The organism is Spectribacter hydrogenoxidans, assembly GCF_031846275.1.
Lineage (GTDB): Bacteria > Pseudomonadota > Gammaproteobacteria > Nevskiales > Salinisphaeraceae > Spectribacter > Spectribacter hydrogenoxidans.
In genome coordinates this window covers 204,856-226,458 of record NZ_JAVRIB010000002.1, presented here as the reverse complement: position 1 = coordinate 226,458, position 21,603 = coordinate 204,856, and the positions used below count along the sequence as shown (strand labels likewise).

General features: G+C 65.4%; 18 protein-coding genes. 11 read left to right on the top strand and 7 right to left on the bottom strand.

All coding sequences use genetic code 11. The features are described from left to right. Positions 1 to 16: 16 nt before the first annotated feature. Positions 17 to 2,200, bottom strand: a complete 2,184-nt coding sequence (gene fadJ / locus RM532_RS02885) for a fatty acid oxidation complex subunit alpha FadJ (protein WP_311651626.1) — start codon at positions 2,198 to 2,200, stop codon at positions 17 to 19. Positions 2,201 to 2,327: 127 nt separating this feature from the next. Further along, entirely contained in the window at positions 2,328 to 3,656 is a 1,329-nt protein-coding gene (gene fadI / locus RM532_RS02880; protein ID WP_311651625.1) for an acetyl-CoA C-acyltransferase FadI, read from the bottom strand. A 197-nt stretch (positions 3,657 to 3,853) separates the two neighbouring features. Here fadI and RM532_RS02875 point away from each other — a divergent pair, with 197 nt between their 5' ends. Beyond that, a complete protein-coding gene (locus RM532_RS02875; protein ID WP_311651624.1) occupies positions 3,854 to 4,498 on the top strand; it encodes a TetR/AcrR family transcriptional regulator in 645 nt (214 codons plus the stop codon). A 7-nt stretch (positions 4,499 to 4,505) separates the two neighbouring features. Here RM532_RS02875 and RM532_RS02870 read toward each other — a convergent pair whose 3' ends face one another. Then, positions 4,506 to 5,069: a thioredoxin family protein gene (locus RM532_RS02870; protein ID WP_311651623.1), complete on the bottom strand. Its 564-nt coding sequence runs from the start codon at positions 5,067 to 5,069 to the stop codon at positions 4,506 to 4,508. 133 nt (positions 5,070 to 5,202) lie between these two features. Here RM532_RS02870 and metK point away from each other — a divergent pair, with 133 nt between their 5' ends. The 9 genes from metK (at position 5,203) to RM532_RS02825 (ending at position 14,864) form a co-directional block, all read left to right on the top strand. Continuing rightward, entirely contained in the window at positions 5,203 to 6,375 is a 1,173-nt protein-coding gene (gene metK / locus RM532_RS02865; protein ID WP_311651622.1) for a methionine adenosyltransferase, read from the top strand. Positions 6,376 to 6,451: 76 nt separating this feature from the next. After that, a complete protein-coding gene (ahcY, locus tag RM532_RS02860; RefSeq protein WP_311651621.1) occupies positions 6,452 to 7,873 on the top strand; it encodes an adenosylhomocysteinase in 1,422 nt (473 codons plus the stop codon). 165 nt (positions 7,874 to 8,038) lie between these two features. After that, on the top strand, positions 8,039 to 8,926 hold the full coding sequence (metF, locus tag RM532_RS02855; RefSeq protein ID WP_311651619.1) for a methylenetetrahydrofolate reductase [NAD(P)H]: 888 nt from the start codon (positions 8,039 to 8,041) through the stop codon (positions 8,924 to 8,926). A 94-nt stretch (positions 8,927 to 9,020) separates the two neighbouring features. Continuing rightward, complete coding sequence (gene pilB / locus RM532_RS02850; protein ID WP_311651618.1) at positions 9,021 to 10,754, top strand: type IV-A pilus assembly ATPase PilB; 1,734 nt, start codon at positions 9,021 to 9,023, stop codon at positions 10,752 to 10,754. Positions 10,755 to 10,885: 131 nt separating this feature from the next. Continuing rightward, complete coding sequence (locus RM532_RS02845) at positions 10,886 to 12,112, top strand: type II secretion system F family protein (RefSeq protein WP_311651617.1); 1,227 nt, start codon at positions 10,886 to 10,888, stop codon at positions 12,110 to 12,112. Between the two features lie 67 nt (positions 12,113 to 12,179). Beyond that, positions 12,180 to 13,043, top strand: a complete 864-nt coding sequence (locus RM532_RS02840; RefSeq protein ID WP_311651616.1) for a prepilin peptidase — start codon at positions 12,180 to 12,182, stop codon at positions 13,041 to 13,043. 114 nt (positions 13,044 to 13,157) lie between these two features. Then, the gene (gene coaE / locus RM532_RS02835; RefSeq protein WP_311651615.1) at positions 13,158 to 13,799 is read left to right on the top strand and encodes a dephospho-CoA kinase; all 642 of its coding nucleotides are present in this window, start codon (positions 13,158 to 13,160) and stop codon (positions 13,797 to 13,799) included. Positions 13,800 to 13,881: 82 nt separating this feature from the next. Next, on the top strand, positions 13,882 to 14,655 hold the full coding sequence (gene zapD, locus RM532_RS02830) for a cell division protein ZapD (RefSeq protein WP_311651614.1): 774 nt from the start codon (positions 13,882 to 13,884) through the stop codon (positions 14,653 to 14,655). Between the two features lie 5 nt (positions 14,656 to 14,660). Beyond that, entirely contained in the window at positions 14,661 to 14,864 is a 204-nt protein-coding gene (locus RM532_RS02825; protein ID WP_311651613.1) for a DNA gyrase inhibitor YacG, read from the top strand. A gap of 16 nt (positions 14,865 to 14,880) precedes the next feature. On the opposite strand, the gene RM532_RS02820 is transcribed toward RM532_RS02825, so the two are convergent. From RM532_RS02820 to RM532_RS02805, 4 genes are all read right to left on the bottom strand, one after another. Continuing rightward, positions 14,881 to 15,834 (bottom strand): Nudix family hydrolase, encoded by a 954-nt coding sequence (locus RM532_RS02820; protein WP_311651611.1) that lies wholly within the window; start codon positions 15,832 to 15,834, stop codon positions 14,881 to 14,883. A gap of 10 nt (positions 15,835 to 15,844) precedes the next feature. Continuing rightward, a complete protein-coding gene (argJ, locus tag RM532_RS02815) occupies positions 15,845 to 17,059 on the bottom strand; it encodes a bifunctional glutamate N-acetyltransferase/amino-acid acetyltransferase ArgJ (protein WP_311651610.1) in 1,215 nt (404 codons plus the stop codon). Positions 17,060 to 17,080: 21 nt separating this feature from the next. After that, the gene (gene secA / locus RM532_RS02810) at positions 17,081 to 19,951 is read right to left on the bottom strand and encodes a preprotein translocase subunit SecA (RefSeq protein WP_311651609.1); all 2,871 of its coding nucleotides are present in this window, start codon (positions 19,949 to 19,951) and stop codon (positions 17,081 to 17,083) included. 222 nt (positions 19,952 to 20,173) lie between these two features. Further along, on the bottom strand, positions 20,174 to 20,983 hold the full coding sequence (locus RM532_RS02805; RefSeq protein ID WP_311651608.1) for a M23 family metallopeptidase: 810 nt from the start codon (positions 20,981 to 20,983) through the stop codon (positions 20,174 to 20,176). A 167-nt stretch (positions 20,984 to 21,150) separates the two neighbouring features. Here RM532_RS02805 and RM532_RS02800 point away from each other — a divergent pair, with 167 nt between their 5' ends. Further along, complete coding sequence (locus RM532_RS02800) at positions 21,151 to 21,600, top strand: DciA family protein (protein ID WP_311651607.1); 450 nt, start codon at positions 21,151 to 21,153, stop codon at positions 21,598 to 21,600. Positions 21,601 to 21,603: the final 3 nt, after the last annotated feature.

Below are 21,603 nucleotides of genomic sequence, written 5' to 3'. Positions count from 1 at the left end.
TTTGCGGTTGGTAATTTCAGGGATAAAAACGCTGCTTGCGCCTGGCCCGGGCCCTGGCCATGTCGCGCAGGATCGGCGCGGGTTCGAAGCGCGCGCCGTGCTGCTCGGCAAAGGCATCCAGCCTGGCGACGACCTCCTTCACACCCAACCTGTCGGCAAACCGGGACGGCCCGCCGGTGAATGGTGGAAAGCCCAGACCGAAGATGGCGCCGATGTCGCCGTGCATGGGCTCGGACAGAATGCCGTCACCCAGACAATGGGCAGCCTCATTGAGGAACAGGAAAGTGCAGCGCTCGGCGATCTCGGTGGCATCCATCGTCGCGTCGCCGGACACGCCCATCAGCCCGTAGAGGTCGGTGTTGACCGGTCGCTTGCCGCCCTTCTTCCTGCCTTCGTAGTCGTAGAAACCCTTGCCGGCCTTGCGACCCAGCCAGCCGGCCTCGATCATTCTTGCCGATTCGGCCGGTACCGCCATGCGCTCACCGAAGGCCTTCTCCAGGATCGGACCGACCTTGGTGCCGATATCGATGCCCACCTCGTCCAGCAGGGTCATCGGGCCAACCGGAAAACCGTAGCGGGTGAGCGCCTTGTCGATGGCCTGCACGCCCACGCCCTCGGCCAGGATGCGGGTGGCCTCGTTGAGGAACGGCGCCAGAATGCGAGTGGTGTAGAACCCGGGACCATCGTTGACCACGATCACGGTCTTGCCCTGGGCCTTGCCGAAGGCCGCGCTGGCGGCAATCACCTCGGGCGCAGTCTGATCGGTGGCGATGATCTCCAGCAGCGGCATCTTCTCCACCGGGGAAAAGTAATGCAGGCCGATCACGTTCTCGGGCCGCTTGGCGCCGGCGGCAATATCGGTGATGGGAATCGACGACGTATTGGAGGCGAAAATCGTGTCCTTGCGGCCGTGTGCCTCTACATCCGCCAGCATCCGGTGCTTGAGATCCAGGTCCTCGAACACCGCCTCGACCACCAGATCGCAATCTTCGAAACCGCGATAACTGGTGGTGCCGGTCACGCGGTTGAGCGCGATATCGGCGTCGAACCGCGACATCGCCCTGCGCTTGACCCGCCTGGCGTAGTGGGCCCGCAGATGACCGATGCCGGCGGCGAGACCGTCGTCGTCCTTGTCCTTGAGCCGGACCGGCAGGCCGGCCTTGTCAATCGTGACCGTGGCAATGCCCGCCCCCATCAGGCCGGCACCGAGTACACCCACCTTGTTGACGCAACGCGGTTCGGTGCCCGCCGGCGCGAAGGTCGCCTTCTTGAGGTCCTCGGTGGCGCGGTAGACATGGCGCAGGGCGCGGGATTCGCTGGTGAAAACAAGCTCGCCGAAGAAGCGCGCTTCGGCGGCATACCCGGCTTCGAAACCCCGATCCGCACCGGTTTCAATCGCATCCACGATGCGCTCCGGCGCCGGATAGTTGCCCTTGGTCTGGGCCCGCAGCTTCTTGCGAGCCTGGGAGAACAGCACCCGCCGCCCCAGCGGGTTGTCCTCCAGCGCCAGTCCGGTGACGCGGGCCTGCAGCCCAGCCACGCCACCAGCCCACAGGCCGGCCTTCGCGCGTTTGCCCGCGGCAAGTTCCAGCGCATGGGCCACGGCGGCATCGATCAGCGCTTCCGGCGCCACCACCTTGTCCAGAATCCCGGCCTTCTTCGCCCGGCTGGCGCGCAGTTGCCTGCCGGTGAGCATCAGATCCAGGGCCGCCGCGATGCCGATAAGGGCCGGCAGGCGCTGGGTGCCACCACCGGCGGGCAGCAGCCCGAGCATCACCTCCGGCAGGCCCAGCAGGGTTTTGGGGGTATCCGCGGCGATGCGGGCATCACAGGCCAGGGCCAGTTCCAGGCCACCGCCGAGACAGGCGCCGTCGATCGCGGCCACCACCGGAACCTTCAGATCGGCAATCTGGTGGAAAGCGCCCTGGCACTGCTCGGCCAGCGCCACCACCTCCTCGGACGTGGCCACGTTGTCGAACAGCTTGATGTCCGCCCCGGCCAGGAACGAACCGGGCTTGCCGGAGGCGAACACCACGGCCTTGATCGCAGTGTCGGTACGCAGTCGCTCAAACAGCGCCTCGAACTCGCCGGCGAACTCGGCCTTGAGCACGTTATGCGCCTCGCCGGGCACGTCCATGCGCACCACGGCCACGCCGTCGTCGCGCTGCTCGATGTCGAAGGTCGATTGCTTGCTTGCCATGTCCAGAACCTTTGGAAGAGTTTTATCCGCAGATTTCGCAGATGACGCAGATTCGAAGAAAAAGAAATCCTCGTGACTTTCTTGGCTTTAAATCTGTGAAATCTGCGCAATCTGCGGATAGATCTTTTCAAGCCGACTCGATCACCATCGCCGCCCCGATACCGCCGGCTGCACAGGCGGTGGTCAGGGCCAGGCCGCCACCACGGCGCTTGAGTTCGTGGGCGGTCTGCCCGATCACCCGGGCGCCAGTCGCGCCGAACGGATGGCCGTAGGCGATGGAGCCCCCGTTGACATTGAGTTTGGTGGTGTCCACCTCGCCCACCGCCTGGTCGCGGCCGGTCCATTTGCGGATGTAGTCCTTCGAAGCCAGCCCGCGCAGGTTGCAGGCGATCTGGGCGGCGAAGGCCTCGTGCATGTCGATCAGGTCCAGGTCCTTGAGCGCTACGCCGGCCTGCTCCAGCGCGGACGGCGTCGCCAGGACCGGCCCCATCAGCAGATCGGACTCCGGCGTCTTGGCGGCGAAGGCGTAGCCGCGGATATAGGCCAGCGGCTCATAGCCGAGCGCCTTCGCCCGTTTCTCGCTCATCAGCACCATCGCAGCACCACCATCGGTCAGCGGACTGGAATTGGCCGCCGTCACCGTGCCCAGCTTCCGGTCGAACACGGGCTTCAACTTGTCGTAGCCCTCGCGCTTCGAATTCGTGCGCACCAGATTGTCTTCGCGCAGCGGCGTCGCGCCGCCCTTGCCGTCATCGAGAAATGCGCTGATCACGAAATCATCCATGCGCCCTTCCGCCCAGGCCCTGGCCGCATTGCTGTGCGAGGCGTGGGCGATGTCGTCCTGCTCGGCCCGGGTCACGCCCCAGGACTTGGCCATCTGCTCAGCGGACTCGCCCATGAGCAGACCGGTGGAGTACTCGGTAATTGCGGGAGCGGTGGGCAGCAGATCCTTCGGACGCAGGCGGGACAGAATCTTCACGCGCTGGCTCATGGTCTTCGCGAAATTGGCGTCCCGGAGTGCCGCGGCCAGTTTCTTGGAGACCGGAATCGGCGCGTCCGACGTGGAATCGGCGCCGCCGGCCACGACGACGTCGGCCCGGCCCAGCAGGATTGACTCGGCCGCATTGGCCGTGGTCTGGAAGCTGGTGGCACAGGCCCGTGTCACCGAATAGGCATCGACATCGGGCATGCCGCAGGCCAGCGCCACCTCGCGTCCGATGAACTGGGTGCCGGCAGCCATAATCGTCTGACCGAAGACGATCTGATCGATATCGTCGGCGTCCAGGTTATTGCGCGCGGCGAGTTCGGCAACCGCCATCGCGCCCAAGTCGACCACGTTGTGGTCGCGGAAATGGGTGGCGATGCGGGCGAACGGCGTGCGCAGGGCATCGACAATGGCCACGCGGCCGCCGACGCCGGTCAGGGTCGAGGTGGCGGAAGACTTGGATTGAGCCATGGAATGACGCTCCGGGACGGTGAGGCCTCCTTCGTCCGTCGGACTGCCCAACGACGAAGGTGTAATGGAATTTACGAAATAAAAATCGGGAACGATGTCTTTTCTGACCTTACTAGGACTCGATGTGCAATGCAACACGCCTGAAGCAACTTTTCCACCTGTCCGGCACGGGAAAAATTCCGTAAACTTGTTTACACATGACATCACCCCCTACTCGTACCGCGCGATCCCCCACCGCGCTGATCCGCGACCGGCACAGCCTCGATGCGGCCACACGCGACCGTATCGAGGCCGCTGCGCTGCGGGTGTTTGCCTCGCGGGAGTTTCACCAGGTACGGCTGGACGCCGTGGCGGCCGAAGCCCGCTGTTCGCTGCAGACGATCTACCGCTATTACGGCAACAAGCAGGGGTTGCTCGACTCCTGCCTGGATGACTGGCTAGGCCAGTTGGCGCGGCGTATGCTCGATCACCTGCAGGGCATCGAAACCTACAAGGACCGCCTGCGGAAGGTGTTCTGGGTGGTACTGGATTTCTTCGAGCACCATCCGGCGGTGGTGGCGATGATGGCCAACTCGATCACCCCGGCAAGCTGGCGCAACGACGCCACCTTTCGTCAGCGGGTGCTGACGCGCCAGCTCATGGAAGTGCTCGCGGACGGCCGCCGGCAGGGGCTGCTGACCGACGAGGTCAGCGAGGCGCTCCTGCTCGACTACTTCTACGGCGTGCTGTTCCGGCTGATCCCGATGAACCTGGCCCGGGGGCGGCCGGAGTCCCTCACCGACCAGGCCAACACCCTGTTCGAGATGCTGTGGCGGGCAATCGCCCGGCCGCAGCGGGACTAACCGATGGTCAGGCCGCCTTCCACTTGATGTTACAGCCCTGACTGGGGACCTGGACGTCGTCCGGAATGATTTCACCGGCGATGATGGCGTCCAGCGCAGCCCGCATGTCGGCGCCGGTGACCGGTTCGCCGTTCTTCGGCCGCGAGCCGTCCAGCTGGCCGCGGTAGGCGCATTTCAGATCCGCGTCGAAGGCGAAGAAATCCGGCGTGCAGACCGCATCGTAGGCCCCGGCCACTTCCTGGGTCTCGTCATAGAGATAGGGAAACGGATAGCCCAGCCTCCGGGCCACCTCGGTCATCTTGTCCGGCGCGTCGTCCGGATAATTGTCGACATCGTTGGATGAAATGGCGACGAATCCCACTCCCTGAGGCTGATAATCGTGCGCCAGGCGTATCAGCTCGTCGTTGACGTGGATGACGTAGGGGCAGTGGTTGCAGATGAACATGACCAGCGTGGCCTTCTCGCCCGCCACGTCCGCCAGGCTCAGGGAGCGCCCGGATACGGTGTCCGGCAGGGTGAAATCGGGTGCCGGGGTGCCCAGCGGCATCATCATGGAATCGGTACGCGCCATGTCGGCTCTCCTCTGGTTGGAACACGCAAACGGGTGCCCGGATGATGCACGCGCTGCGTGGCGCTGTCACTGCAGCGACTTACTGGATTCGTTATACTCATCCGCTTATCCGGATGGGAGGATCATTTAAGCTATGAGCCGAAGCACACTATTTACCTCGGAGTCGGTGTCTGCCGGCCACCCTGACAAACTCTGCGATCAGGTGTCCGACGCGATGCTTGACGCCTATCTCGCGCAGGACCCGAACGCCAAGGTCGCCTGCGAAACCGCCACCAAGACCGGCATGGTCATGGTTTTCGGCGAAATCAAGGCGGCCGAGGGCGTGCACGTCCCGGTCGAGAAGATCGTTCGCGACACCGTGCGCGAAATCGGCTACACCAGCTCCGACATGGGCTTCGACGCCGACACCTGCGCGGTGGTGGACATGCTCGGCCAGCAGTCTTCCAACATCAATCAGGGCGTTGAGCGCCAGGCCCCGGAAGAACAGGGCGCCGGCGACCAGGGCCTGATGTTCGGTTACGCCTGTGACGAAACCGACGTACTGATGCCGGCCCCGATCACCTACGCCCATCGCCTTGTGCGCAAGCAGGCGGAGTTGATGAAGAGCGGCAAGCTCGACTGGTTGCGGCCGGACGCCAAGTCCCAGGTCACCTTCGAGTACGAGGACGGCAAGCCCAAGCACATCAACGCGGTGGTGCTGTCCACCCAGCACGATCCGGCGATTTCCCAGGCTGACCTCAAGGAGGCCGTGCACGAGGAGATCATCAAGCCGGTGATCGGCAGCATGCTGACCGACAATCCGACCGTGCACATCAACCCGACCGGGCTGTTCGAGGTCGGCGGCCCGCTGGGCGACGCCGGTCTGACCGGACGCAAGATCATTGTCGACACCTACGGCGGCATGGCCCGCCACGGCGGCGGCGCCTTCTCGGGCAAGGATCCGTCCAAGGTCGATCGCTCGGCCGCCTACGCCGCGCGCTACGTGGCCAAGAACGTGGTTGCCGCGGGTCTGGCAACCAAGTGCGAGGTGGCCCTGTCCTACGCCATCGGCGTGGCCGAGCCCACCTCGATCTGGGTCGAGACCTTCGGCACCGGCAAGATCGACGACGAGAAGATGACCAAGCTCATCCGTCAGCACTTCGATCTGCGGCCCTACGGCATTCTGACCATGCTCGACCTGCGCCAGCCGATGTATCAGCCCACCGCCGCCTACGGCCACTTCGGTCGCGAGGATCTGGACCTGCCGTGGGAGCGCACCGACAAGGCGCAGGCCCTGGCCGACGACGCCGGCCTGCAGGCCGCCTAGCAGCCTCGACGCGCGGGCCGTGCCGTGGCCCGCGCGCTTCCCTTATCTCTCCCTTCAACCAAACATGGAGTCATACATGAGCGCACCTGCCGAACAGATGGCACAGGATTACGCGATTGCTGACATCAACCTTGCCGCCTGGGGCCGCAAGGAAATCGACATCGCCGAAACCGAAATGCCGGGCCTGATGGCCCTGCGCGAGGAATTCGGCACCGCCAAGCCGCTGCAAGGCGCCAAGATCGCCGGCTCGCTGCACATGACCATCCAGACCGCCGTGCTGATCGAAACGCTGGTGGAACTGGGCGCCGAGATCCGCTGGGCATCCTGCAACGTCTTCTCCACCCAGGATCACGCCGCGGCCGCCATGGTCGATCGGGGCGTGCCGATCTTCGCCTACAAGGGTGAGACCCAGGACGAGTACTGGGAGTACTGCCACAAGATCATGGAATGGTCCGACGGCGGCGTGCCCAACCGCATCCTGGACGACGGCGGCGACGCCACCACGCTGGTGACCCTGGGCGCGGCCGCTGAGGATGACCCCTCGGTGCTGGACAACCCCACCTCCGGCGAGGAAAAGGCGCTGTTCGCCTCCATCCGCAAGCGGCTGGAAACCGAACCGGGCTACTACAAGAAGCGCTCGGAAGCCCTGGGCGGCGTGTCCGAGGAAACCACCACGGGCGTACTGCGTCTGTACCAGATGGAAAAGCAGGGTCAGCTGACCTTCCCCGCCATCAACGTCAACGACTCGGTCACCAAGTCCAAGTTCGACAACCTCTACGGCTGCCGTGAATCCCTGGTGGACGGCATCAAGCGCGCCACCGACGTGATGATTGCCGGCAAGGTCGCGATCGTGGCCGGCTACGGCGACGTCGGCAAGGGCAGCGTGCAGTCCCTCAAGGGCCTGGGCGCCACCATCTGGGTCAGCGAGATCGACCCGATCAACGCCCTGCAGGCGGCGATGGAAGGCTATCGCGTGGTCAACCTCAACGATCCGGGCGTGGTCGAGGCGGCAGACATCTTCGTTACCGCCACCGGCAACTACCAAGTGATCACGCACGACCACATGAAGCGGATGCGCAACCAGGCGATCGTCTGCAACATCGGCCACTTCGACAACGAGATCGACGTGGCCGGCCTGCGTGACTACGAGTGGGACGAAATCAAGCCGCAGGTGGACCATATCACCTTCCCCGACGGCAAGAAGATCATCCTGCTCGCCGAAGGCCGCCTGGTGAACCTGGGCTGCGCCACCGGCCACCCGAGTTTCGTGATGTCCAGTTCCTTCACCAATCAGGTGCTGGCCCAGATCGAGCTCTGGAAGAACCGGGACAAGTACGAGAACAAGGTGTACGTCCTGCCCAAGCACCTCGACGAGAAGGTCGCCCGCCTCCATCTGGAGCGCATCGGCGCCCGGCTCACGGAGCTGACCCCGGAGCAGGCCGAGTACATCGGCGTGCCCCAGGACGGTCCGTACAAGCCGGATCACTACCGCTACTAAGCGGTGCAGGCCGAGGGGCGGGGCCGGTAACGGTGCCCGCTCACCCGGCCGACGTTGTTCGCCCCCGGCAAGGGCCGGGCCGCGGGCAACGCCAAAGCGCAGCGACAGCGCTGCTGCGCTTTGGCGTTACTCGTTTTCAGGTTTCACGCGGTCAATATCGGATTTATGCGAAAGCAACAGGACCTGCCCAGGCATTACAGCTTCGAATTCTTTCCCCCGAAGGGCCCCAAGGGTGAGCAGCGCCTGGACGCGGCGCGTGCCGAACTCGCGGCACTTGGCCCAGCCTTCTTTTCGGTGACTTTCGGCGCCGGCGGCACCACCCGCTCCGGCACCCTGAAGACGGTCAAGGCGACCATGGACGCCACCGGCATCTCGGCCGCGCCGCACCTGTCCTGCATCGAGGGCACCCGGGAATCCATCCGCGAGCTGCTGCAGACCTACGCCGACAACGGCGTGGATCGTATCGTGGCCCTGCGCGGCGATATCCCCGAGGGCATGGATTCCCCGGGCGAGTTCTCCTATGCCAACGAGCTGGTCGGCTTCATCCGGGAGGAATTCGGCGACCGCTTCCACCTGGAGGTTGGCGCCTATCCCGAAGTGCACCCGGAAACGCCCGACCCCGCGGCCGACCTGGACAACTTCGTGCGCAAGGTCGAGGCCGGCGCCGACTCCGCCATGACCCAGTACTTCTACAACGCCGATGCCTACTTCGACTTCGTCGAGCGCGCCGAGGCGAAAGGCGTGGACATTCCGATCGTGCCCGGCGTGATGCCGATTCCCAACTGGTCGCAGATCAAGCGCTTCTCGGCCATGTGTGGTGCCGACATCCCGCGCTGGATGGAGCGCCGGCTTGAGACCTACGAGCAAGCTGGTGACGAGGCCTCGGTGCAGGCATTCGCCACCGACGCGGTTACCCGGCTTTGCGAGCGGCTGATCGAGGGCGGCGCCCCGGGCATCCACTTCTATGCGCTCAACCGCAGCGAACCGACCCGCACCATCTGGCAGAACCTCGGGCTGCCGGCGGCCGATCACACCGACGCCATGGCCGGCTGACAATCGGCCAGCCGGCCGCCCACGCCGGCATCCTCACTTTGCGCGCCCATGGATTCCAGATAGCATCGGCACCACAACGGTATCGGCCTGGTTCATGGCACAGACCCACAGTTCGAACACGCGTCTCGGTCCGCTGACCGGCCTTGCCCGGCGGCTGGTCGCGGACGAGCTGCTCACGGAAGCCAGGGCGCTGGAGGCGCAGGACGCAGCCCAGCGCCAGCGCGAACCCTTCGTGGCCCACGTGGTGGCTCAGAAGCTGATATCGGCGCGAGCGGTCGCGGAGGCCGCCTCGCGCGAGTTCGGCGTGCCCTGGGTCGATCTGCGGGCGATGAACCTGTCGCTGGCCCCGATCTCGGATGTCGCGGAAAAGCTGATCCGCAAGCACCGGGCTCTGCCGCTCTACAAGCGCGGCAATCGGCTGTATCTGGCACTTTCCGACCCCACCAACCTGCAGGCGCTGGACGAAATCAAGTTCAACACCGGCATGGCGGTGGAATGCATCCTGGTGGAAGAGGACCGTCTGGCCAAGAGCATCGACGATGCCCTGTCGGCGGTGGACAGCGCGAGCATGTCCGGCCTGGACGACGCCGACCTTGATGGTCTGGAAATCACCGGCGGCGAGGACGACAGCGATGTCGACGTCACCCAGATGGACGCCGACGAGGCGCCCGTGGTGCGTTTCATCAACAAGGTGATGCTCGACGCCATCCATCGCGGCGCCTCGGACATCCACTTCGAGCCTTACGAGAAGAAATACCGCGTGCGCCTGCGCCAGGACGGCATCCTGCGCGAACTGGTCTCACCGCCCGCGGGGCTGGGCATGCGGCTGTCCGCCCGCCTCAAGGTGCTGGCACGGCTGGATTTGGCTGAGCGCCGGATTCCCCAGGACGGGCGCATCAAACTGAACCTGTCGAAGAGCCGGTCGATCGACTTCCGCGTATCCACCTGCCCCACCCTGCACGGCGAGAAGATCGTGCTGCGCATCCTGGATCCCACCAGCGCGCAGATGGGCATCGAGGCGCTCGGCTACGAGCCGGATCAGAAGCAGATCTACCTGGACACCATTCACCGGCCCTACGGCATGGTGCTGGTCACCGGCCCCACCGGCAGCGGCAAGACGGTGTCGCTGTACACCGCGCTCAACATTCTCAACACCGAGGATCGCAACATCTCCACCGCGGAGGATCCGGCGGAAATCAATCTACCCGGCATCAATCAGGTGAACGTCCATCCCCGGGTGGGGCTGACCTTTGCCTCGGCCCTGCGTGCCTTCCTGCGCCAGGACCCGGACGTGATCATGGTGGGTGAGATCCGCGACCTGGAAACCGCCGAGATCGCGATCAAGGCCGCACAGACCGGCCACATGGTGCTGTCCACGCTGCATACCAACGACGCACCGCAGACCCTTACCCGCCTGCTGAATATGGGCGTACCGGCCTACAACATCGCCGCGTCGGTCAGCCTGATCATCGCCCAGCGCCTGGCGCGGCGGCTTTGCGTGCACTGCAAGCGGCGGGTCGAGATTCCCGTCGAGGAACTGCTCAAGGAAGGGTTCGTCGAGGAGGAACTCAAGCAGCTCAAGGTGTTCGAGGCCAACCCCGAGGGTTGTGACAGCTGCACTGCCGGCTTCAAGGGGCGGGTCGGGATCTACCAGGTGATGCCGGTGACCGACGCCATCGGTCAGATCATCATGGAGGGGGGCAACTCCACTGACATTGAGCGCCAGGCGGCGGCCGAGGGTGTGCTCAACCTGCGCCAATCGGGCCTGAACAAGGTCCGTGCAGGTATTCTCAGTCTGGCCGAGGTCAACCGGGTAACGGTGGAATAGCCACAAATGCCCGGATGCCGGCTGGGTTAGTATCAGCATAACCGCGTCGGGGAGTTACAACGCGGCACCAACCGGCCGATAACGCCTGGGTATTGGCCAGACAGCTTGAGCGGGGACCGAGCGCGACCGACATGGCGCAGACACTCAGCGAAAAACACACCTTCCTGTGGGAAGGCACGGATGCGAAGGGCACCCGCATCAAGGGCAAGACCGAGGCCCCCAGCGAGGCGCTCATGCGCGCCATGCTGCGCAAGCAGGGCATCAACCCGGTGCGCATCCGCAAGCAGTCCAATCTGTTCGGACTGAACACCAGGCGCAAGAAGAAGATCAAGGCGGCCGACATCGCCATCTTCTCGCGCCAGCTGGCCACCATGATGAGTGCCGGGGTGCCGCTGGTGCAGGCGCTGGACATCATTGCCAAAGGCGCCGACAACCCCTCGCTGGCGGAGCTGGTAGCCACCATCCGCAACGAGATCGAGGGCGGCTCTACGCTGGCCGAAGCCATCAGCAAGCATCCGGATCACTTCGACGACCTGTTCGTGAATCTGGTCGAGGCGGGGGAAAAATCCGGCGCGCTGGAAACCCTGCTCGACAAGATCGCCACCTACAAGGAAAAGACCGAGGCGATCAAGGCCAAGGTCCGCAAGGCGATGTTCTATCCCTCCGCGGTGATCGCGGTGGCAATCATCGTCATGGGCATCCTGCTGTACTTCGTGGTGCCGCAGTTCCAGTCGCTGTTCCAGGGCTTCGGGGCCGACCTGCCGGCCTTCACCCTGCTGGTGATCGCCCTGTCCAAGTTCGTGCAGGCCTGGTGGTGGGCCATTCTCGGCGCCATCGGGGCGGCAGCGTTCGTCTTCGTGCGCGCCCGCAAGCGATCACGCCGCTTCCGCCGCCTGCTGGATCGGCTGATCCTGCGCGTGCCGGTGGTGGGCGACATCCTCTACAAGGCGGCCGTGGCGCGCTTCGCTCGCACGCTGTCGACCATGTTCGCCGCCGGCGTGCCGCTGGTGGAGGCGATGGAATCGGTAGCCAAGGCGTCCGGCAACATCGTGTTCGAGGAGGCAATATTCCAGATGCGCGAACAGGTGTCCGCCGGTCAGCAACTGCAGCTGGCGATGTCCAACACGGGGCTGTTCCCGAGCATGGCGATCCAGATGGTGGCCATCGGCGAGGAATCCGGTTCGCTCGACGCCATGTGCGCCAAGGTGGCCGACTTCTACGAAGCCGAGGTCGATAACCAGGTGGATTCGCTGTCCAGCCTGCTGGAACCGCTGATCATGGCGGTGATCGGCGTGCTGGTAGGCGGGCTGGTGGTTGCCATGTATCTGCCCATCTTCAAGCTGGGTTCGGTGATCTGATCACCGGCCAGGCGCGCCCGGCCGTGCCACCCCGACCCGTTTTCATGCCTTTCAACAGGATGCCGACATGCTCGACCTGCTAGCGGCCCAGCCCGGGTTGCACATCGCCGTGGTGTTCATCCTGGGCCTGCTGGTGGGCAGCTTCCTGAACGTGGTGATCCTGCGTCTGCCGGTGATGCTCGACCACGCCTGGCGCACCGACGCGGCGATGATTCTCGAGCAACCGGCTCCGGCCGATCAGCCACCGGGCATCGCCGGTCCGGCATCGGCCTGCCCGACCTGCGGCCAGCGAATTCGAGCCTGGCAGAACGTGCCGGTGCTCAGCTACTTGCTGCTGCGGGGCCGCTGCGCCAACTGCCGGGCGCCCATCTCCCTGCAATACCCGCTGGTCGAACTGGCCTCCGGACTGCTGGCGGCCACCGTGGCCTGGCAGTTCGGCGTGACGTTCCCGGCACTGCTGGCGCTGATCTACACCTGGATGCTGTTGGCGCTGACCGGCATCGACTGGCGCACCCAGTTCCTGCCCGATCTGCTGACCCTGCCGCTGCTGTGGCTCGGCCTGCTGGCCAGCCTCGGGGGCGCATTCGCGCATCCCGCCGACGCAATCGTGGGTGCAGCAGCCGGATACGGCGCCCTGTGGCTGGTTTTCCAGGCCTTCCGTCTGACCACCGGCAAGGAAGGCATGGGCTACGGCGACTTCAAGCTGCTGGCGGCCATCGGCGCGTGGCTGGGCTGGCAGGCGCTGCCGCTGGTGGTCATCCTTGCCTCGGTGGCGGGCGCGGTGGCCGGGCTGGCGATGATGGCCAGCGGCCGTCTGCAGCGGGGCAACCCCATGCCCTTCGGACCATTTCTGGCGATCGCCGGGTGGTTGGCCTTGGTGGCAGGCGATACAATCACCCGCGCTTACTTCCAGCTGGCGGGGCTGGGCTGATCGTGAGGGCTTCGACCCTCGGGGGCGCCGACGCCGTTCGTGGCTCGCACGGACGCACAGCAACCGACTATCGGGGGATAACCGGATGAAGCACGGCAACGAGGCGGGCCGCTGATGACACGGCAATTGGCAGTAGGATTGACCGGCGGCATCGCCAGCGGCAAGTCCGTGGTTTCCAGCGCGTTCGAGCGGCTCGGTATCGAGGTGGTCGATGCGGACCAGGTGGCCCGGGACATCGTCGAGCCCGGTCAGCCGGCGCTCGAGGAGATTCGCGAACGGTTCGGCGACGCCATCATCGACGGCAACGGCCGGCTGGACCGGCGCCAGATGCGGGGTATCGTGTTCGATGATCCGGACGCTCGCGTGGCGCTGGAAAAGATCACCCACCCGCGCATCCGCGAGGCCCTGGCCGCGCGCCGCGATGCCGTCCGAAGCGAGTACAGCCTGCTCGCGGTGCCGCTGCTGGTCAAAAGCGGCATGAGCGATCTGGTCGACCGGATTCTGGTGGTCGACGCCCCCGAATCCGTGCAGATGGCGCGCCTAATCGACCGCGACGGCATCGACGAGGAGCTGGCGCGCAAGATGATCGCGGCGCAGGACACCCGGACACTGCGACTGGCCGCGGCCGACGACGTGCTGGTCAACACCGGTCCGCGCAAGGACATTGCCGACCTCGCCGCCGCCCTGCACGCCGGCTATTCGCGGCTCGCCCGGGGCGATATCGACAATCTGCCGCCGATGCACCTGCCTGGTTGAACCACGCAGCTCCCGCCCGTTTGCCGCACTGCGGCGAGGCGGTTGTACAATCGGGGTTCTGGACTTGCCGCGGAAGGACTCCTTGACCGATAACGGGCTTACCTGCTTCGAGCAGCCGCTGAATGAACGTGTGCGCACCTTCCTGCGGCTGGAACACCTGTTCGAGCAGACCCGCCACTACTGGCAGGATCCCTGCCCCTGGGGCCGCCGCGCCACCCTGTCCACGTTGCTGGACATCCTGGCAATCCTGTCCCGGCACGATCTGCGCACGGAAGTGGGCAAAGAACTGGCGGACCAGTACACCAAGCTGAACCGGCTGCGTAATCATTCCGGGATCGACCACGCGCGTCTGGACGATATCCTGCGCGACATCGACAGCCTCGGCCGCGAGATGCAGCGCATTCCGCCGCAGTTCGCGGCCTATCTGATCCGCGACAACGAAATGCTCAACAGCATCAACAATCGCAGTGCCATCCCGGGCGGAACTTGCGGCTTCGACCTGCCCGGCTTCCAGCACTGGCTCAGCCGTGACGCCGACGCCCAGGAAGAGAATCTGCGCCAGTGGTGGCGCCCGCTGGAACCCTTCTGCACCGCCATCGAACTGATCCTGCGTCTGATCCGCGATAGCGCCGATCCCCAGCCCCTGACCGCGGCTGGAGGCGTGCTAGTCCACAACACCGAGGGCGGTACCCAGCTGTTGCGGGTGCTGGTGCCCCGGCGCGAACAGGTCTACCCGGAAATCAGTGCCGGCCGTCACCGCTCCACCATCCGCTTCATGGAGCAGACGGGCGGTGATCTGCGGGTGAGCCAGACCGGGCGGGACATCGCCTTCGAAATGGCCTGCTGCCGCTTATAGCACCGATGGCGACGGAGCTGCCCTGCCCCAACTGCGGTCAGCCGACCGATCTTTCGCCGGACAACCGCTGGCGGCCGTTCTGCTGTCAGCGCTGCAAGCTCATCGACCTGGGGGAATGGTTCGCCGAGGAGCATCGCATCCCGGCGGATGACAGCGACGACGACCCGTCCGAGCCACCGATGGCGGACGACCACACGCCGCCGCACTGACCGGCACGTCGATCGTTCAGACTGGTGCCGGCCAGAACGCCCGGATCCCGGCCACGCCCTGGGCCCCGTGGCGCCACGCGTTTTCCAGGTCGCCCGGCCCGACGCCACCCAGCGCATAGACCGGCAACGCCACGTCCTCGCGCGCCTGGGCAAACCCCGGCCAGCCCAGCGGACCGGCATCAGGATGGCTGGGGGTGGCACGGACGGGCGACAGCACGGCGGCATCGGCCCCGCACCGCTGGGCCTGCCGCAGTTCAGCCCGATCATGGCAGGAGACGATCAGCCATTGATCCGGCGGCACCGGCCGGCTGGCGACGGCGGCCAGCCGGCCGGCCGGCCAGTGAAGCCCGGCCGCCCCGACTCGACGGCATAGCGCCGCTTCTCGGTCCACGATCAGGTCGACGCCCGCCGGGCCGGTGATCGCGGCAACCTCCCGGGCCAGCGCCTCGTAAACCGGGTCCGCAAGTCCGGGCGCCCGCAGGCGCAGCAGGCGCACCCCTCGCTCAATCAATGCCGGCAACCGGGCCAGGAAAGCGGCACGGTCCGGTCCGGGCTCGGGCGTGATGGCGTATGCATCGGGCAGGCGCAGGGCATCCACGATCGGCTTGTTCGCCGACAGCAGATCATAGTCCGTGAGACGGTCCGGTTCGCACCAGACCACCGGCTGGCCTTCACGGCCGTGCGGCTCTCCCGTCCAGGCAGTCACGCAGTGGATATCGAGCAGAACGGTCCGGTCGCGGTAGGCGTGGTGGAAACGCAGCAGCGGGCGAGTAGCCCGCAGGGACACACCCAACTCCTCGTCGAGTTCGCGCGCCAGCGTCTGTTCGATGCTTTCACCGCGCTCACGCTTGCCCCCTGGAAACTCCCACTTGCCGCCCCCGGGCTTGTTGGCCGGGCGGCGGGCGATCAACACGCGACCGTAGCCGTCAATCAGACAGCCAACGGCGATGTGCAGAACGTCCGCGTTCATCGGCGGCCGCTCAACTGCGATATTCGGCGTTGATGCGAACGTAGTCGTAGCTGAGATCGCAGGTCCAGACTTCCGTGCCGGCATCGCCGCGGCCCAGTTCGATACCGATCACGAATTCCGGCGCCGCCATGACCGCATCGGCATCGGCCTCACGGTAATCGTCGGCCGGCTGACCGTCACGCACGATCACCACATCATCGAGTCGGATCGACACGCGATCGATGTCGAAATCGGTCAGACCGGCGCGGCCGACCGCCGCGAGGATGCGTCCCCAGTTGGGGTCGCCGGCAAAGCAGGCTGTCTTGACCAGCGGCGATTCGGCCACGGTGAAAGCGGCGCGGCGGGCTTCGTCGGCATCGCGGGCGCCGCTCACGTCCACCGTGACGAACTTGGTCGCGCCTTCGCCGTCGCGCACGATCGCCTGGGCAAGCGTCCGGCACACAGCGGTCACCGCTGCGGCAAACGCCGGCCAGTCCGCATCGCCGGGGGCCAGCGACTCGCCGCGGCCCGTAGCGAACAGCACACAGGCGTCGTTGGTGGACGTATCCCCGTCCACGCTGATGCGGTTGAACGAAGCCCCCGCGGCTTCTTCCAGCAGCACGCGGAGCGCGTCCGGCCGCACCGCCGCATCGGTTCCCACGAACGCCAGCATGGTAGCCATGTCCGGCCGGATCATGCCGGAGCCCTTGGCAATTCCGGTGATACTGACGGTGGCACCGCTGGCCAGCCGGACCTGGCGGCTGGCCCCCTTGGGCAGCGTGTCCGTGGTCATGATCGCTCGCGCTGCAGCCAGCCAGCCGTCCTCCCGCAGCGCATCAACGGCTGCGGGGATGGCGGCTTTTAACCGGTCGACTGGAAGCCGCTCACCGATCACCCCGGTAGAGAATGGCAGCACGGCGTCTTCTTCAACGTCGAGAGCGTCCGCAGTATGCCGGCACAACGTGGTGGCGTCGGCCAGGCCAGCCGCCCCGGTACCCGCATTGGCATTGCCGCTGTTGATCAGCAGCGCCCGGGCCGCGCCTGCCGCGCTTCGGATCCGGGCCAGTTGTACCGGGGCGGCGGCGAAGGCATTGCGAGTGTAGACGGCGGCCAGTGTGGTGCCCTCGTCAAACGCGAACAGCGCCACATCCGGCCGACCGGGTTTCTTGACCGCAGCCTCGGCCGTGCCCAGCCGGACGCCGGGGATTGCCGTCAGCGCCTCGGGGGCAACCAGATTCACCGCCATGACGTGTTCAGCGAGTCCGGCTCAGGTGCGGCCACAGCAATGCTTGTATTTCTTGCCAGAGCCGCAGGGACAGGGTTCGTTGCGGCCGACCTTGCGGTCATCGCGGACAAAGGTCTCGGCGCGTGGTGCCGGCTCGGGTTCCGGCGACGGCGCCTGTTGGCGCCGCTGCGGATTCTGCGGCAGACCGGGCAGCCCACCAGCCCCACCGGGGGCACGAGCAGGGCCGGGCGCGCCCCGTACCGCACCGGGGGTTTCCGCCGCCGCGGCAGCAGCCTGGGCAGAAGCCTGGTCGGCGGCACTGGCAGCTTCCTCGTGCTGAAGGCTAAGCTGCCGATCGCGTTCCTGGCTGGCAGCACGCGCCTCGTCACCGATATCGGCACGGACCTGGCCACGGGCCAGCACCGACACCACCTCATGCTTCAGCCGGTTCAGCATGTCGTTGAACATGGTGAAGGCTTCACGCTTGTATTCGTTCTTCGGATCCTTCTGCGCGTAACCCCGCAGGTGGATGCCCTTGCGCAGATAGTCCATGGCTGCGAGGTGTTCGCGCCAGAGCGAATCCAGTACCTGCAGCATCACCGCCTTCTCGATCTGGGTCATCACCGATTCGCCGGCTTCGGTCCGCTTCTGCTGATAGACCTCCCAGAGCTGGGCACGAATGCGATCGCGCAAACCCTCCTCGTCAAGGCTCGTGTCCTCGTCCAGCCACTGCTGCACCGGCAACTCCTGGCCAAATTCACGCTGCAGCGCTTCGGTCAGCCCGGGCACATCCCACTGTTCCTCGAGACTCTGCGGCGGGACATGCTGACTGACCACGTCATCGACCACGTCATTCCAGATGTTTTCGACCACGTCGGAGACGTCGTCGGCTTCCATCAGCTCGTTGCGCTGCTCGTAGACCACCTGGCGCTGGTCGTTGGCGACGTTGTCGTACTCGAGCAGCTGCTTGCGGATGTCGAAGTGATGCGATTCCACCTTGCGCTGGGCGTTCTCGATCGCCCGCGTCACCCACCGGTGCTCGATCGCCTCTCCTTTCTCCAGGCCAAGGCCCTGCAGCATCGAGCGCAGCCGAGGCGGGGTGAAGATGCGCATCAGGCTGTCTTCCAGCGACAGATAGAAACGGCTGGCCCCGGGATCACCCTGACGGCCGGAGCGCCCACGCAGCTGGTTGTCCACACGGCGGGACTCGTGCCGTTCCGAGCCGATCACGTACAGGCCACCGGCCTCCTTGACCTGTTCGTGGCGCTGCCGCCAGTCGGCCATGATGCGTTCGCGGCCCGCCAGGTCGTCCTCGTCGATTTCGGCGATCTCGGTTTCCGGATTGCCGCCCAGTACGATGTCGGTACCACGCCCGGCCATGTTGGTCGCGATGGTCGCCGCGCCCGGTCGGCCGGCCTGGGCGATGATGTCGGCTTCCCGCTCGTGCTGCTTCGCGTTGAGCACTTCGTGAGGCACCTTTCGCTCGTGCAGCAGCCGGGACAGGTATTCGGACGATTCGATCGAGGCGGTACCAATCAATACCGGCTGGCCGCGCTCGCGGGCTTCGTTGGTCTCGTCCGCGATCGCTTCGAATTTTTCCGCCACGGTCATGAAGACCTGATCGGCCCGATCATCGCGGACCATCGGTTTGTTCGTGGGGATGACCACGACTTCCAGCCCGTAGATGGACTGGAACTCGTAGGCCTCGGTATCGGCGGTGCCGGTCATGCCGGCCAGCTTGTCGTACAACCGGAAGAAGTTCTGAAAGGTGATCGAGGCCAGGGTCTGGTTTTCCCGCTGTATCTTGACCCCTTCCTTGGCCTCGATCGCCTGGTGCAGGCCGTCGGACCAGCGCCGGCCCGGCATCGTGCGCCCGGTGAATTCGTCGACGATCACCACCTGCCCGTTGGCAAGAATGTATTCAACATCCTTCTGATAGAGGCTGTGCGCACGCAACGCGGCGTTGAGGTGGTGCATCAGGATGACGTTGTTGGCGTCGTAGAGGCTTTCCCCCTCGGGGAGTAGTCCCTCCGCACGCATCATCTCCTCGACCCGCTCATGGCCGGCCTCGGTAAGCTGGATCTGCTTGGCCTTCTCGTCGGTGCGATAGTCGCCGGGGGGATCCTCACCACCTTCCTGCGCGGCCTTGATCTCCTCGTCACTGGCGGTCTGGCGGGTCAGCGCCGGAATCAGCTTGTTGATGCGCCGATACAACTCGGGGTCGTCATCGGTGGGCCCCGAGATGATCAGCGGCGTGCGGGCCTCGTCGATCAGAATAGAGTCGACTTCGTCGATGATGGCGAAGTTCAGCGGCCGCTGAACCCGGTCAGCCGCAGCGAACGCCATGTTGTCGCGCAGATAGTCGAAGCCGAATTCGTTGTTGGTGCCGTAGGTGATGTCGGCGGCGTAGGCCTCGCGCTTCTCCTCGTTGGACTGACCGCTGTAGATAACTCCCACGGTCAGGCCGAGAAAGCGGTAGATGCGGCCCATCCAGTCGGCATCACGGCGTGCAAGATAATCGTTGACGGTGATGATATGCACACCCTCGCCGGGCAGCGCGTTGAGATAGGTGGCCAGGGTGGCAACCAGCGTCTTGCCCTCGCCCGTCTTCATCTCGGCGATCTTGCCCTGGTGCAACACCATGCCGCCCACCAGCTGCACGTCGAAATGGCGCAGCCCCAGTATCCGCCTGCCGGCCTCGCGTACCACCGCGAAGGCTTCCGGCAGCAGATCATCCAGCTTGGCACCGGCCTCCAGACGCTGGCGGAATTCGGCGGTCTTGGCGGCCAGCGCCTCGTCGGACAGCGCGCTGATCGATTCCTCCAGCGGGTTGACCTGACTGATCTGCCGGTGCAACCGCTTGACGACACGCTGATTGCGGCTGCCGAAGACCTTGGACAAGAACTTGCTCATGGACGCTCAAACCGTCGATGGTGGTGAAGCCGCGCGTTTGCCGGCACATGCCTGTTCGCGGGCCGGGCCAACGCCCGATACCACGCGTCGCGGCCGGGTTGCCCGTCAGGAAGGGTAGTACTTGAGGCCACCGATGACCTCTTTCAACGCCGCGGGCCCGCGATGATAACGCAAGGCCGGGTCAGGCTTAACCGATTGACGTGGGGCCTCCCGCCAATCGCGCTATCGGGCCGCTTCCATGTAAGCGGACGGATCCACCACCTTCCCGTTGCGCAGCACCTCGAAATGCAGGTGCGGCCCGGTCGAGCGACCGGACGAACCCAGCTTGGCAATCACCTTACCGCGCTCCACACGCTCGCCCACTTTCACGGTGACCTTGCTGTTGTGGCCGTAGCGGGTGACATAACCGTTGCCGTGGTTGACCTCGACCAGCTTGCCGTAACCCGCCTTGCGACCGGCGTGGGAAATCACGCCCGGCGCCACCGATACCACGTCGGTACCGACACCGGCGGCAAAATCGATTCCCTCGTGCATCGATCGTCGGCCGGAGAAGGGATCCGTGCGCCAGCCGAACGCGGAGGATATCCAGCCCTCGTTGACAGGCCGGCCTGCGGGCGTCATTTCCTCACGCAGCTCGCTGGCCAGCATCAGATCACGCAGTACGCGCATCTGACGCTCTCGGGAGTCGAGATCCTGCTCGAAGCGGTCCAGTGCCGCCTCGAACTGGTCTGCGGTCGGCGCCTGTTCATCCGTCTCCGCGATCGGACCACCCAGCGGCGGGGGGCTGGAGAAGTCGAATTCCTTGGTGTCGATATTGGCCAGCTTGGTCATGCGTGAGCCGGCCGCGTTCAGTCGGGTGACGTGGGCCTGCAGGCGGCCCAGCCGCTGGGCAAGAGCATGAATGTTGTCATCCATGCGCTGGCGCAGCGACTGCACTTCCTGACGCTGAACTGCAACCTGTTCATCCCAGACGGCGGTGGCGCTGGCCACCCGGGTCACGCCATTGGCATCGGGGGCCATCCGGTAACCCATTACCATTGCCGCGCAGATTGCGATCACCGGCAACGACACCAGCGGCGCCCAGAACCAAGGTGAACGCGGCTGACATCGCAGTCGCCAAGTGCGGCCACGGGAGTGGCTTATCAGTATGATATCCATAGATTAGCTTTCACCTGAGACGCTAGGAGCAAATACTCACCGTGCGCAAAGCGCCTCGTCCCCTCGTTGATGTTCTGAGATCGGATCAGAACAAACTCAGGAGTTTACGCAGGCACGCATCATTCCTGCAACAAACCCAGGCCGCGGTTGACGCCGGCCTGCCGGCGGCCGCGCGGGGCCATGTCCGGGTGGCGGACTGCAACGACCAGCGCCTGCTGCTGCTGGTCGACAGTGGCTCCTGGGCAACCCGACTGCGCTTCGAGCAGGATGCGATTCGGCGATCGGTGGCCGCCCGGCTCAAGCGCGGCATCCCCGATCTGGAGATCCGGATTCGGCCGTCGACCGTCGAAGCGATATCAGGCAACCGGCGGCCGCGACACATGAGCGATGCGGCGCGGCAGCTGGTCACCGCCTGCGCGACCTACGTCGACAATCCGGCGCTGACCCGGGCCCTGCGGCGACTGGCTGCCGCCGGGCGCGACAAATCATGATGG